Origin of the sequence: Paenibacillus sp. FSL E2-0190 (assembly GCF_037992965.1) — a bacterium.
Classification (GTDB): Bacteria; Bacillota; Bacilli; order Paenibacillales; family Paenibacillaceae; genus Paenibacillus_AQ; species Paenibacillus_AQ odorifer.
Window position 1 is genome coordinate 926821 of the sequence record NZ_CP150306.1, and the last position, 14735, is coordinate 941555.

Genomic DNA, 14735 nt, shown 5'->3' on the forward strand with positions numbered 1-14735 from the left:
ATGAAAATATATGAAAAGGTGAAACCTGTAAAGGATTTCGCCTTTTTCTTCTGATAATTATAGGAAGGAGAATCTACTTTGAATATTTTAATTGCGGATGATGAGAAACACATGACCACTATATTGAAGACTTATTTTGAAAAAGAAGGCTATAACGTTTGGACAGCAGCGGATGGTGAGGAAGCGCTAGAGCTCTTTTTTTCCAATAGGATTGATCTTGTGGTGCTGGATTGGATGATGCCTAAGCGAAGCGGGCTTGAGGTTTGTAATGAAATCAAGAAGGTTAGTTTGGCTAAAGTTGTAATGCTGACCGCAAGGTCTTCCCATGATGATGAATTCAGTGCCTTGGATATAGGAGCAGATGAATATATAAGAAAACCATTCGACCCAAGGATTTTGATGCTTAGAATTAAAAAAATGCTAGGCACCGAAAAAGTGGCTGCGATCAGGGATTTAGAAATCGATTTTGAGCGGAAGAAAGTGTACAAGAATGGGGCCGAACTGGCGTTATATAAAAAAGAATTTGAATTGCTAACCTTCCTGTATGAGCATAAAGGACGTATTTTATCCAGAGATGCCTTATTGTCTGCGGTTTGGGGAATGGATTATCTGGGCGAAGAAAGAACGGTAGATACGCATATTAAGAGGCTGCGCGATAAAATTGGGGCTGACCACGTGATCACGCATAGGGGAATGGGGTACAGCTTCCATGATAAAAATTCATAAAATAAGTACGAAGTTATTGATCATGGTGAGCATTATTTTGCTGATTGTTTTTGGTACGTCTTATTTCCTGCACAACTATTTCTCAGCAGATTATTACCTATACAAAATGAAAACCAAGATCAACACCATTTATGACGAAGTAAAGGATCTCCGTTTGGATCAACTCATGGAAAATGAAAGCAGGATCGAGAACAATAATAACGTAACGATTGTTAGGGTTGAAAACAGTGGAAGTACAGCAGAAATTAACGAAAATATTCAATTTGCGTTGTTTAAAGATAAGGTGGCACTTAATAAATTTTGGATCACAGATGAGGTATTACAAAAAGTAAAACAAGGCAACACGGTTAATCTTTTATTTAATCAGGGCAAATTGAAATCGAGTCTGTTAACGAAAATATACGAGCAGGATAGCAGTCTAATCCTCATAGGAACTGTGGTTGTGCACAATACAGATGCCTTGACCCTCGTAAATCAATTCAGCTTTTACTCCATTCTACTGGGGATTATTATCAGTTTGCTGTTAGTGGCTTATTTTTCAAAAAAGATCATTACACCGTTAGAACAATTACAGGATGTCGCGAAGGATATATCCAATCTCGATTTTAAACAAGTGACGATTCAAACGGGGGATGAAATCGAAGAGCTCTCGAAAAGCATCAATCAGATGAGTCAGCGTCTAAAGAGCACCCATGCCAAATTAGAGGAGAAAAATCAAAGTTTAAATACCCTTATCTCAAGCATTTCGCATGAAGTGAAAACACCATTATCCTTAATCCAAGCCTATACGATTGGCATTCAGGACGGTCTGGATGATGGCACGTATACGGATATCATTTTGGAGCAAGTGAAGTATACGTCGGATATGGTGGATTATTTAATTAAATTGTCCAAGATCCAGAAGTCAGAAGTGCATAAAGAGCCTTTTGATCTTAAAGAGCTTCTGCTAAAAGTGATCTCACAATATAATATTACGTTAAAAAATAAAAACATAACCTTAATGAGCGACTTTCATTCGCTTGAATCCTCAATCGTTGAAGAAGATATCAGCCAAATCGAGATAGTATTCAACAACTTAATTAGTAATGCCATTAAATATGGTGAAGAGGATTTTTTTGAAATAAAACTAGGGAGTGACACTACTCGTACATTAAAATTTACGATCTCCAATAAAACCACTCGCCTGAAAACGGAGCATTTAGCGTATATCTGGGACCCATTCTATGTAATTGAAGAGTCTCGAAATAAAGAAATCTCCGGTACTGGACTTGGTCTGTCCATCGTCGCGGAGATTCTTGGCAAAAATGATCTGAAATACGAGTCCAAATTAGAGGACTCATATATTAGTTTTAGTATTTGGTTTGAAGTAACGGAGGGAATTTTGGAACTTTAGGAGCGTTAGCGTTCGCCTGAAAGCTTTCCTAAGGAAAGCTCGCATCGGAAGCATAAGCTGTCTCCGGATGTTATCCGCTGATAGCGGTAAAATCAAAAACATCTGGAGACAACAGCGACCGAAAGTCCAACATTCCCGCAGTTACGCACAACACCTATTAAAGATCTTTTCACCGCATCCATCGCAATATCATTAATTTAACTTCAATAGCGCCGCATTATCAATAAAAGTAGCCGTATTAAAAAGCAGCAAGACATCCTTGATATCATTTTGAGCCATATAATCACTGATGTTTCCATTATAATAACGGATATCGATCACATGGATTTCAGGCACATGCTGAGTTAGGAAAGGAATAACGCTATGTGCATAAGAGTCCTTGATGACGAGCAGCTTTTTCTGTTTGACCGTTGTTGGATCAAGCTGGCTGGTGATTTTCATGAGCGCATGTACGCCCCCTAGGAAATAAGAGTACTTATCCTTTTTCACCAGATAACTTAGGTCATACATACTTGTTAAAGTCTCACCGGTATCTTGAATGTACATTTGGGTGGATACCTCATGATTAGGTTTGTACATTTGAATGGAATCAGGTGTGACCCCGATAAATTGCCCCCGGGTATGATAGCTTCCGAGAAATGAATTACTCACAGTCTGAATCTGGTATTCGCTCTGGGACAGAGGCTGCCAGCCCATGCTTTGAGCATAGGCTACATAAGCTAAGTAGGCACCGTAGGTTGTCCAGTGATGGTCGGTCCGATAGTAAATGGGCTCTGCGGCATGTGGGCTAAGAACATCAAATCCATTTATAAAAGTAAGGCTATCTCCTACATCCTTAGCTATTGTTTGATTCACCTCAGCTTGCGAGTAGACAGGAGCTAACCAGGGTAGACGTTCCTTGTACAAGCCAACCGATGTCGGTGCGAGTAAGAAAGTGGTGTTTGCATCAGGATTGTTATCGGCAAAGCGTTTCACAGCTGCTGCATATTGCTGAACTTTAGTGTAATCAGGTGCTGCGAATTTTTCGAAAAGATAGCCGTCTTTTCCTTTATAGATTCCGTTATTCTCTTGCTGTAGCCTCATCTGTTCCACCGCCGATTTCACCCATACCCATTTGGCCCGAAATGGAAAATGATCAGTTACAAAGCTTTCGGCCTCTTCCGCATAGGTGTGGGATAATAAATTGTCCCATGTCAGATGGGGGGCCTTTTGCAAATACCGGTTCTCAAGCTCAGAGAAACGCTGAACAGGCAGTAAGAAAAAGAGGATAGCGACCAGAAATAACGTTGCAACAAATCCCCCAGCCAGGATTCGATCCGTCTTCTGCTTCATAAACAATCACCCCCTAATGGTTAGAACCGGAAATATAAAAATGGATTAAAGGTTGCATCTACTAAGTAGGCAACAGATAGGAAAAATAACACACCATACCAAACAAGAGCAGGAACCGATCTAGAATCCATCCGCTTGGAGAGCTTCACAGGTGTAGAGGCAAAGGTTAACACCACGAGTAGAATCGCGTTCGTGTAAGTGAAGTATAAAGTGGTGTTATTCCATAACGGCTGTCCATTAAAGCCAAGCATCGCTTGTAAGTAGCCAATGACCAGAGGAAGTTCTTCAAAAGCGAATAAGACCCATCCGATGAGTATAAGTACTACAGCATATAAATGTCTTGTCCAACGGGGGAGGCGGCTTAATAGCTTTAATCCCCACCATTTTTCAAAGATAAGAATGACCCCGAAGTATAATCCCCAGAGCAGAAAATTCCAGCTTGCCCCGTGCCAGATTCCCGTGAGCAGCCACACGATGAGAATGTTGCGCACTTGAACGCTTAACCCCCGGCGGTTGCCTCCAAGCGGGATGTAGACATAGTCACGAAACCAACTGCTAAGGGAAATATGCCATCTCCGCCAAAAGTCAGTAATACTCTGAGAGATATAAGGTTTGTTGAAGTTCTCGTTAAAGCGGAAGCCGAACATGAGACCGAGACCAATAGCCATATCCGAATACCCGCTGAAGTCAAAATAGATCTGAAAAGCAAACGCAATAATCCCAAGCCAAGCGGTAAAAGCAGGCAGGGAATCTAGATTGGAGCTGGATATGGTGTGCCAGAGCATACCGATGTTGTTGGCGAGCAGTACTTTTTTGGCTAATCCGATTATGAATCTCCGTACACCTTCTGCGAACATGGGGATATCGACCGAACGTTCACGTAGTTGCCCGGCAATGGTGTTATATTGAACAATCGGACCTGCTACTAACTGTGGAAACAGGGCTACAAATGTACCGAAATCAATCCAATTGCGTTGTGCTTTCGTAGTTCCTCTATAGACGTCAATAATGTAGGACATGGATTGAAAAGTATAAAATGAAATCCCAATAGGTAAAGGTAAATCCGTTAAAGGAATATGTGTACCGAGGAGTCCATTTATATTTTGGATGAGAAAATCTGCGTATTTAAAATACGACAATAAGCCTAGATTAATAATGACGGAACTAACCACAATCCACTTGCGCTGCACCGCAGTCAGCTTTGGTCTGCTGAGCAGTAGACCAAAGCTGTAATCTGTAATGGTGGACAGCAACATGATTACAATGTAGACAGGTTCGCCCCAAGCATAAAAAACCAGGCTGCTTAAAAACAATATGAGGTTTTTGATTCGCCAGGGCGAAACATAATAGAGCGCTAGGACAGCCGGCAGGAATAGGAACAGGAAAAGTAGGCTGCTGAATACCATGGTTATTTATTTTTCTGTGAAGTAAGTATCGAAGTCTGCTACGAGTTTATCTTGATCCGCAGGATCAGCAATAACGAACAGGAAATAGTTACCCTTTTTAATAAGTTTATAGTTCTTGGCATTTTCGTATTGATCAGGCAGATAGGTTTCGAATTGTTTTTGAACATCTGTTGCACGCGCTTTGATGGCATCCTCAACAGTAGTCATATCTTTTACATCTTTAACTTTCAGAACGGCGATTTCGTTAGTTTTCACATTCATCATAGGCATTCTAATGCTATAATCTTCAAGCAATTCTGGGTTGAGATGATATAGCTGTTCGACTGTAGCCGCATCAAGCTCCATTAATGATGGCTGCTCTACTTTGCTCAGCATTTGATCGACCATTTCTTTTGCAGTTAGATTCGTTTCAATGGCAGCCCCATTGTTACTGTTGTTGCTGGAACAGGCGCCAAGCACCACACTTAGTACAATGGTTAACGCTAGCATGAAGGTATGCTTTTTCAACTTAGGTCACTCTCCTTGATGTATTGTCTGAATTTCTCTAGTTACTAACGTATATAGTCGATAGAATGTTGCGCTGGGTACTTACTCCGGATACTTTACCCATATTTTTGCGGAAATATGATATTCACATGAATTCATGCAAAGATCTTCCTCTCTTAGCTTGCGCAATGGTTGGTTATACTGTTACTGTAAGATAGATAGTTTTTAATAGAAGGGGATTGAACGGAATGATCGAAGAACTGAACAATGAACTACCGGAGAATTATGAGGAATTAAAGAAAGCTGCCAACCGCTCTGCGGATTGGAGAGCGCGTCTAGAAGCAGTTGAAGAGCTGGGACAGACCAACCACAAACAAATTATCGATATCCTGACGCGTTTAATGGAGAGCGATCCTGTATATACAGTTCAAGAAGCTGCTTACCTTAAGCTGAAGGCTTTTGGTGAAGACGTTAAGGTGCCATCGAAGAACAAGCCTGAACTAGTTAAAGGCGTATCCAAGATCCTGCTGAGAATTAAAAAGAGCCTGCCAAGAGATCATTCTTACGAGGACTTCAAAGAGAAGCTGAAGAAGATGAGAGTTGACGTGTACGACGCTTATGAAGGTGAAAAAGGCGCTGACTTCGATACGTGGCTGATGAAGATGTGGACTTCCGCAAATAAGTAAAGGATGACAATATGCACACCAATAAATTGACAGAACAATTTCAAGAATACCTTAAGCTGTCCGCAGAATTACGCCCTGATTATATTGCCAGCTTGGGCAAGGGTGGTAACGAAGCAAAGATTACGGCTGTTTTGCCGGAGACTCCTGAACTGCTGAAAGCTATTTATAGCACTGTCTCAGGGACAAGCAGTGAGGAAGAGGAACCAAGCCTTATCGAATTTATTCCAGGGTACCGCCTGATTCATATGGATGAATATGAAGAGGAGATGAAGGTATTAGCTGGGATATTGGAGGAAAAAGGTCAACATCCTGATGGAATTATCTTGCCTATCTTAACGAACTATGGCAGTGATTTCATTTGTTATTATAAGTCTGCTGAGGGTGTGGAACAGGTATGTGACCTGCTCCATGATTTCGGCGATTTAATTGTGATGTATGATTCGCCTGATAAATTCCTGGAGACCTTATGCGAGTTCTACAAGCAGGAGGTTTATTTCCTGGATGAAGAGGGCTACCTCGATTGCGATTTAGTATTAGAAGGCGAAGTTGGTGCGGCACTGAACCCGGATGCGAAATATTGGTCCGAGTAACGACCTGATGCCAAATAAACAAGAGCAGCAGTCCATTTATGGACTAGCTGCTCTTTATTTTTAAATAAGGTGATCTTTATAACAATGTTATTCCTGCGCAGCTTGGTTCTCTTGCTCACGAAGCTCTACTCGCCGTATTTTACCGGAGGTCGTCTTCGGAAGATCCTGAATAAACTCGATTTTGCGCGGATATTTATAAGGGGCTGTCCACTCTTTAACATGGGATTGCAGCTCTTTTACAAGCTCTGGTGAACCAACAATCTCATCCTTAAGCACGATAAATGCTTTAACAATGTGCCCACGGATTTCGTCTGGACTGGCAACGACCGCACATTCCTTAACGGAGGCATGCTTCATCAATGCTTCTTCTACCTCGAAAGGACCGATAGTATAACCTGAGCTAATGATGATGTCATCCCCACGACCCTCGAACCAGAAATAACCATCTTCATCCTTCTTTGCCCGGTCGCCGGTTATGAAGAATTCGCCGTGTGTGGAGCTTTCTTTTCTACCGGGATCTTTGTAATAAGTGTGGAACAGGGCTGGCATACTCAAATGTACGGCAATATCACCAACCACTCCAGCAGGCAGTGGCTTGCCGTCTTCGTCCACAACCTCGACTAAGCCGGGAGCGATTGATTTACCCATAGAACCAATGCGTATTGGAGTATCTTTGAGTGTTCCGATAATTAGGGTGCTTTCCGTCTGGCCGTAACCATCACGGATTGTGATATCGAACTCACGCTGAAAGGTGTTAATGACCTCTTGATTTAATGGCTCTCCGGCAGATACTGCACAGCGCAGGGTAGACAAGTCGTAACGACCTAAGTCTTCTGTTTTAGCCATTAGACGATATTCCGTTGGGGTGCAGCATAATACTTGAATTTTGTGATCCTGCAATAGCTGCAAATATTTTTTGGGATGAAAGGATCCACTATATACAAAACCTGTAGCTCCGTTGCCAAGAACGGTTAAGAAGGGACTCCAGATCCACTTTTGCCAGCCGGGAGCTGCTGTTGCCCAGACGGTGTCAGATCCTTGAATATCCAGCCATTGAGGTGAGGTGATCCGCAAGTGAGCATAACCCCAGCCGTGACTATGAACGACCGCTTTAGGGTTCCCAGTGGTACCTGAGGTGTAGGCGAGAATAGCCATATCATCCCGGCGGCTTGCGACTGCTGTGAAGGTCTCTGGTTGTCCAACCATCAGACTTTCTAGATCCAGCCAGCCTTCACCGAGTTCGTCTGAGCTGCCAGATACGGAAAGACGGTAATCGAGAGCAGGAAGATCCTCTGAGATTTTATTCACTTCCCCGGTTACTTCGGACCAAGCAATAACGGCTCTGGCTTCAGAATGGCGCAGGCGGTAGGATAAATCTTTGGCACGCAGCATTTCTGAGGATGGAATGATGGCAAGTCCTTGTTTCAGACAAGCTAAATAGATGACATAAGCGATGATGCGGCGTGGAACCATAACAAGAATACGATCCCCTTGTTGCAGCCCAAGCTTCGCAAGTCCTCCGGCCAGCCGGTTAGCTTGTTTGCGTAATTCACCGTAAGTAATTTCCTCATAATCTCCTTGCTCATTTAACCACTTAAGCGCAATCTTCTCAGGAGCATGACTTTCCATTTCCGAAGTGAGATTGTAGAACTCAGGTGCGATCCATTGCTGATTATCCAATATGAACCTCTCCTATATCAAACAAGATGTGTATAACTGTTCTATTTAGTATATCACGTTATCCTAGTACCAGGTACTAGTACCTTGAGTTCTTAATGAATTTCGGGTTAAGATAATATGTGTAAGGTAAACTTATAATAGACCACAAATCCAGAAAGTGAGAACTTATGTTATGAATCACACAACTTTTGATGAAATATTCGCTATTATGGAAGCCTCATTTCCTACTTCTGAGATCAGAACCTTTGAGGGACAACAGGAGTTATTGGACGTTCCAGATTATCGTCTCATTACCGAGATGAATTCTGAGGGCAAAATTGTTGCTTTTATGGCCTGCTGGGAGTTCCCCGGCTTTCGTTTTGTAGAACATATAGCAGTCGACCCGAGCATCAGAGGTGGAGGAATTGGCAAAAAGCTGATGACTGAATACATCAGTCTATCTAACAAGCCTGTCCTTTTGGAAGTTGAGCGGCCACTGGGTGAAATGGAGCAGCGGAGAATCGGCTTTTATGAGCGGCTGGGCTTTCATTTGAACCCTTACGATTATGTGCAGCCTCCTTTGCGTGAAGGAAATGAAGATTTACCACTCTTAATTATGACTTACCCTAACCCTGTTGATGAAGAAGAATTCCAACTTTATAGAGAAATTTTATATTCAGAAGTGTATAAGGTTACAACTCCGTATCAAGGTTAAAGCCCTCAGCAATCCGTTAAATCCTTATGGGATAAGCGGGTTGCTCTTTTTTTTATACAAACCAGAGCTCCAGATGAATAGTTTCTTTACAAATTGGGTACAAGTTAAATACAACTTAGAGACATATTCCTTTAAAACTTGAGCTAAAGTAAAAACCGAGATTGATCTTCTAAGGAGGCATAACATATGAAAAGTAAAAAGTTCATTATAGCAACGATGGTATTTGGGATGGCAATTACAGGTTCGGCTGGTGTGTACGCAGGAACTAAGCTGCAAAAAATCACCGCATACCTCAATCACAGCATTGGATTTAAAGTGAATGGTGCAGCTTATACGCCTGTTGATAATAAAGGTAACACATTAGCTCCGATTACTTATAACAATACAACCTATCTTCCTGTACGTGCCTTGGCTGATGTGTTGAAGGTGCCAGTGACTTTTGATGCGGCAGCGAATCAGGTCATTCTGGGTACTGGAACTGTGGTGCCGGATAAAGATACATTAACACCAGTACAGTACAGCAACGCTCAAAAAGAACAAATTTCTAAAGCTTTTGCAAATTTCGATGGGTTTAAAACGGTTTATGCACCAGCACAAATGGTGAGTGGTGACGCTTTTCAAAAAGCAGCTAGCTCTGAAGATGGAGTGTACTTTTTGTTCGACCATATGAGGGTGAACGTTTCTCCACGTGACTACTCCTATGATTACAAAGGCGATACCGTAAAGCTTTCCAATGGTACAGAAGCTAAGTGGTACAGCCCTACCAGCGATTCATTGTTTTTGACCTATAAACTGGATGATCGTTTTGTGACGATTAGTTCTCCAGACAAGGCTTTGAGCAAGGCGCAATTAGAGAAGGTAGCCGTGAATGTGGTGAAATGGAGTAAATAACTCCTTTAAAAGCAAAGCTCAATTTACAAAAAGTAAAGCAGCAAGTCACTCCGATCCGGGAGGGCTTGCTGCTTTTTTTGTTTTCGTGTCTGCGTGTTCTATTTACTGTGCTGTTTATTAGGCAGCTTTTGGCTTGGTGTTCCTTTACCGTGATTCTGTTTGTTCTTTTCTGCTTTCTTCTGGGTGTCGTGTACTTTGTCTACAAAAGCCTGAGTATCGTCCATGTTTGTCCTCCTTGATCATAACCTTGCCGTTACTGTAACCACTTTTGCCTGATTAAATACACAAGCCGTTTTTACAAACTAGTGGATCAATCCGTACATTGTGAAAATATTTAGTAGTTACTATGAATGGATGCAAGCATTTCATAATAACAGTAAGGGAGACTGATTATGAACAGGTTATTAAAACAAGCAGTATCCATGACACTAGCCTTTGTTATGGTACTGGGACTTACATTTACAGGAATGCCAGCTTTTGCAGAAGACAGCAATGAGGATGCTGGATTACTGCAATTACAAACGCTAGAGCCAATTACACTACTGGCGGGCAATTCTACATGGAAATATCTAGATAACGGAACGGATCAAGGTTCGGTATGGCGGTCTGTTTACGATGATTCTACATGGGCATCAGGCCAAGCGCCGCTTGGTTATAAAGATTCTGGGGCCGGAGTCAGCAGCAAGCAATTTGGTGCTCTGAATACAAACATAAGCTACGGCACGGATAAAAAGAAGAAATATCGTACTTCCTATTTCCGGACAAATGTAACTGTGAATAAGGAAGAAATTACGAAATCGGATAAAGTATTAGGTAATTTTGCATTTGATGACGGAGTAGTGCTGTATCTGAATGGTGCAGAAATCTACCGCGAGGCTATGCCAGCTGGTGAAATCGACTATCAGACACTTAGTACAACTAATGGCAGTGATCCAAATGAGTATACAAAGGTTGACCTAACGGAAATCGTAAAAGCCAATCTGAAGGATGGAAGTAATGAGCTTTCAGCTGAAGTTCACCAGACGGGCGACACTAGCTCTGACCTTTATTGGGATATGAGCCTGATTGCTTATCCTGTAGTGGAGACAGTAGAACCTGGAGTTGGGAAGCCTGATTCTATCGCAATTACTTTTAATGGCAACCCGCAGACTAGTATGGGATTCAACTGGTATGCACCTGAAAGTGTGACTGGCACCAAACTGGAAGTAGTAGAAGCTTCTAAATTGGAGAATGGCCAGTTTCCTGCGGCAGGCGCTCAATCTTATGAAGGGACATCCGTTACAACTAGTGTGTATATGACAAAAGCGGATAAATCAGCTAAAAAACCAGTTGTGCTAACCAGCCATAAGGTAATAGCGGATCATCTGCAGCCGGGAACGGAATATGCTTACCGTGCTGGGGATGGACAAGCTGATAACTGGAGCGACGTAGGAACTTTTAAGACAGAAGGCTCCAGTAATCAGGCTTATAAATTCTTATATACAACGGATTCCCAAGGAACAACTGAAGAAGATTTTGATATCTGGAATCATACCCTTCAAGAAGGATTAGCTAAATTCCCGGAAAGTGAGTTTATCCTGAATTCTGGTGATTTGGTGGATAACGGTGATATTGAGGAGCAATGGGGATGGTTTTTCAATAAGCCTAAGGATATTTTAGCGAATATTCCGTTGGTTCCTTTGGTAGGCAACCATGAAAGTAAAAATTATAGCAATTATAGCTCTCATTTTAATTTGCCGAACGTATCGAATACAGGTGCGAAACCTGATGGTTCTGTATATTCTTTTGACTACGGTTCAGCACACTTTATGGTAATTAATACAGAATATTATGGTGCAAGCTCAAATCTTGAGAATAACGAAATTTACAATAAACAAGTGGAGTGGCTTCGTAGCGAAGCGGCAAAAAGCAATCAGAAATGGAAGGTTGTGCTTCTGCATAAATCTCCTTATTCCGTTGCCAATCACACCAATGATACAGATGTACTCTTTTACAGAGCGCAATTAACGAAGGTATTTGATGAGCTTGGCATTGACATGGTAATTGGCGGGCATGACCACACCTTTGCTAGAAGCTATCAAATGTACAACAACAAGCCATTGACGGATATTGTTCCGGACTCAAACGGAGTAGTAACTGATCCTAAAGGTACTTTATATCTGATTACAAATGCAGCGGGCAATAAGAAATACAACGTAGCTTCAGGAACATTCCCTTTTGCAGCTAAATACGGACAGCCTGGTAAGGAAATGTTCACGGGGATGACGGTAACGAATGATGAGCTTTCTTACGAAGCCTACACCACAACAACTGGTGGTTCTACAGACTTGTATGATAACTACAGCATTCATAAATCGGAAGTAGCAGTTAAACCTGTGCAAAATGCAAAGGCTACTGCAGCAGATGGTGGTAAAATAACGTTGACTTGGGATGCGCCAGCTTCCGGTGCACCAGTGTCTGGATATCGTATTTATGAGCAAAATGATCTGGTATCGGCAAATTGGACGGTCAGTGTTCCTAATGAAGAAGGTAAAGCCTCTTATACTTACACTGTAGAAAATACTAATCCAAACCAAACCTATCAATTTGTTATCAAAGCTGTAAGTGACAGAACAAATTCAGAAGCTGCTATCGCTTCAACGGATTCGATTAAAAAAGTTACAGTTACCTTTAATGGCGACCCAGTGAGTGCAAAAGGATTCACTTGGTACACAGCGTTGAAGTCTACTGGAAACGATCTGCAGGTTGTAGAAAATACGGGCGTTACTCCAGACTTTGCTAAGGCTGCTGAGTTTACAGGACGTTCGGCGGTTTCCAGAAATTCAAAGGATGAATTAGTTCATAAAGCGGAAGCTTCTGGCCTGAAAGCTGATACAAAATACTACTTCCGTGTAGGGGATAAAGCACTAGGCCTGTGGAGTACAGTGGGAACTTTTGAAACTGCCGCTAAGACAGGAGCATTTACTTTCATCGATTTGGCTGATACACAGGCTAAGACCGAAGATGAAGCGATTCTTTCCGGTGAAACGATGGCAAAAGCACTTACGACGTTCCCGAATGCTGAGTTTGTGGCGATTAACGGAGATATCGTGGATACCGGAACTAATGAATCCCAATGGAATTGGTTGCTTGGTCATTCGCAAGACACCCTACTTAACACGACAATCGTGCCAGTGGCAGGGAATCATGAGGATAAGGCAAATGCCTTCTATGAGCACTACAATATTAAGGAAGCACCGGGCTCTGCAACAGAAACGGGAGCTTATTATTCCTATGATTACAGTAATGCTCACTTTGTAGTCCTGAATACAAATGAGAATTCCGATGAATTTGCTAACTTCAGCCAAGCACAGTTGGATTGGATGAAGGCTGACGTAAAAGCAGCGAAAGCTGCTGGTGCGAAATGGATTATCGTAGCTATGCATAAAGGTCCATACACAACCTCTAACCATGCTACTGACAAAGACATTATGGGTACAAATGGAGAAAGAGCGAAGGTTGCTCCAATGATGGCTGAACTGGGCATTGACTTAGTTCTTCAAGGCCACGACCATATTTATGCCCGGACCAAGCCAATTAAAGCTGATGGAACTGCGGCAGACACAGTGAAGATCAAGGAAAGCTTCAATGGTCAAACTGTAGAGTACACAGTAAATCCAGATGGAACGATCTATCTGATCCCAGCTACAGCGGGAGCGAAGGTTTACTACAAGAACATGAAACCAGAATTGGGAGATGCGTATTATAATCTCTTCGAAGTAGCAAATGAGAATACAGCAGCTAAATACGGACCGGACCCAAGTGATGCTACGCGTCCCAAACGCGGTCAAGTTCAGACCTTTGTAGGTATTACTGTAGATGCTGGCAAATTAACAGCTGTATCTTATGAGATCGATCAGAATATTAATGATGCTAAACCATACGTTCTGGAAGAGTTCGGTATTATTAAGGAAGCAGATCCTGAAGTAAACCCAACACCAGAACCGACAACAACGCCGACAACGGAACCAACAACAGCGCCGACAACGGAACCAACAACAGCGCCGACAACGGAACCAACAACAGCGCCGACAACGGAACCGACAACGGCGCCAACGACAGCACCAACAACAGGATCATCAACAGGACCAGTGGCAACAACAAAACCGACAGCAACGCCAACGCCAACGCCAACAGTAGCACCAACAGCTACACCAGCACCAACAACGGTGCCTACACCAACTGCAACACCAGTAGTCAAACCATCATTGACGGATACTGGCAGCCATTGGGCAGCAGCGGCTATTGAGAAAGCAGTAGCAGGGGGCTTCGTTAGCGGTTATCCGGATAATACTTTCCGTCCTAATCAGAAAGTAAATCGGGTTGAATTTATCACTATGCTGGCTCGTGCCCTGCAATTGCCGGACAGTGGTAGCACTTCAAGCTTTAAAGATTCAGCGAAGATTCCGGCATGGGCTAAGTCTTTTGTAGCTCAGGCAGTAGCTTTGCAAATTATCAGCGGCTATGATGATGGTACCTTCCGTCCTACGCAGGAGCTTACTCGCACTGAATTAGCAGTTATGGTTGTTAGGGCTCTGGGTATTACAGTAGATCCAAAAGCGACCTTAACCTTCAATGATGCTAAGGATGTACCCGCATGGGCAGTGCCATATATTGCAGCAGCAGCAGAAGCGGGCATTGTGAATGGGATAGGACAAAATCGTTTCGCACCTAACCAGGTAGCGTCCCGGGCCGAAGCAGTAACAATCATTCTGAACCTGCTGGAGAAGCAAGGAAAGTAACTAAATCGGATGGTTTGAAAAAAGATTGCCTCAAGGTCATCGTTGATGACGGAGAGGCAATCTTTTTTTC

Annotated in this window: 12 protein-coding genes; 7 read left to right on the forward strand and 5 right to left on the reverse strand. The window is 42.6% G+C overall.

Features of this window, described 5'->3' with window-relative positions; genetic code table 11:
* Positions 1–78: 78 nt before the first annotated feature.
* On the forward strand, positions 79–726 hold the full coding sequence (locus NST25_RS03975; RefSeq protein WP_036684906.1) for a response regulator transcription factor: 648 nt from the start codon (positions 79–81) through the stop codon (positions 724–726).
* On the forward strand, positions 710–2119 hold the full coding sequence (locus NST25_RS03980) for a HAMP domain-containing sensor histidine kinase (RefSeq protein ID WP_081387735.1): 1410 nt from the start codon (positions 710–712) through the stop codon (positions 2117–2119). Before NST25_RS03975 ends, NST25_RS03980 begins: the two co-directional genes overlap by 17 nt.
* A 192-nt stretch (positions 2120–2311) precedes the next feature.
* On the opposite strand, the gene NST25_RS03985 is transcribed toward NST25_RS03980, so the two are convergent.
* The 3 genes from NST25_RS03985 to NST25_RS03995 are packed head-to-tail and all read right to left on the reverse strand — an operon-like array spanning position 2312 to position 5364.
* Positions 2312–3451: a DHHW family protein gene (locus NST25_RS03985; RefSeq protein ID WP_076308512.1), complete on the reverse strand. Its 1140-nt coding sequence runs from the start codon at positions 3449–3451 to the stop codon at positions 2312–2314.
* A 20-nt stretch (positions 3452–3471) separates the two neighbouring features.
* Positions 3472–4857 (reverse strand): MBOAT family O-acyltransferase, encoded by a 1386-nt coding sequence (locus NST25_RS03990; protein WP_076130098.1) that lies wholly within the window; start codon positions 4855–4857, stop codon positions 3472–3474.
* Positions 4858–4863: 6 nt separating this feature from the next.
* Positions 4864–5364 (reverse strand): DUF4358 domain-containing protein, encoded by a 501-nt coding sequence (locus tag NST25_RS03995; RefSeq protein ID WP_036684911.1) that lies wholly within the window; start codon positions 5362–5364, stop codon positions 4864–4866.
* A gap of 227 nt (positions 5365–5591) precedes the next feature.
* Here NST25_RS03995 and NST25_RS04000 point away from each other — a divergent pair, with 227 nt between their 5' ends.
* A complete protein-coding gene (locus NST25_RS04000) occupies positions 5592–6029 on the forward strand; it encodes a HEAT repeat domain-containing protein (protein WP_036684913.1) in 438 nt (145 codons plus the stop codon).
* 11 nt (positions 6030–6040) lie between these two features.
* Positions 6041–6619, forward strand: a complete 579-nt coding sequence (locus NST25_RS04005) for an SMI1/KNR4 family protein (RefSeq protein ID WP_076185078.1) — start codon at positions 6041–6043, stop codon at positions 6617–6619.
* An 87-nt stretch (positions 6620–6706) separates the two neighbouring features.
* On the opposite strand, the gene NST25_RS04010 is transcribed toward NST25_RS04005, so the two are convergent.
* Complete coding sequence (locus NST25_RS04010) at positions 6707–8302, reverse strand: AMP-binding protein (protein ID WP_076282593.1); 1596 nt, start codon at positions 8300–8302, stop codon at positions 6707–6709.
* A 169-nt stretch (positions 8303–8471) separates the two neighbouring features.
* Between NST25_RS04010 and NST25_RS04015 the strand changes: the two genes are divergently transcribed.
* A complete protein-coding gene (locus tag NST25_RS04015; protein WP_036684918.1) occupies positions 8472–8993 on the forward strand; it encodes a GNAT family N-acetyltransferase in 522 nt (173 codons plus the stop codon).
* A 186-nt stretch (positions 8994–9179) separates the two neighbouring features.
* A complete protein-coding gene (locus tag NST25_RS04020) occupies positions 9180–9884 on the forward strand; it encodes a hypothetical protein (protein WP_076130101.1) in 705 nt (234 codons plus the stop codon).
* A 98-nt stretch (positions 9885–9982) separates the two neighbouring features.
* Here NST25_RS04020 and NST25_RS04025 read toward each other — a convergent pair whose 3' ends face one another.
* Positions 9983–10108, reverse strand: coding sequence for a DUF4023 domain-containing protein (locus NST25_RS04025; protein WP_051491363.1), 126 nt, complete (start codon positions 10106–10108; stop codon positions 9983–9985).
* Between the two features lie 168 nt (positions 10109–10276).
* Here NST25_RS04025 and NST25_RS04030 point away from each other — a divergent pair, with 168 nt between their 5' ends.
* The gene (locus NST25_RS04030; RefSeq protein ID WP_340393370.1) at positions 10277–14665 is read left to right on the forward strand and encodes an S-layer homology domain-containing protein; all 4389 of its coding nucleotides are present in this window, start codon (positions 10277–10279) and stop codon (positions 14663–14665) included.
* Positions 14666–14735: the final 70 nt, after the last annotated feature.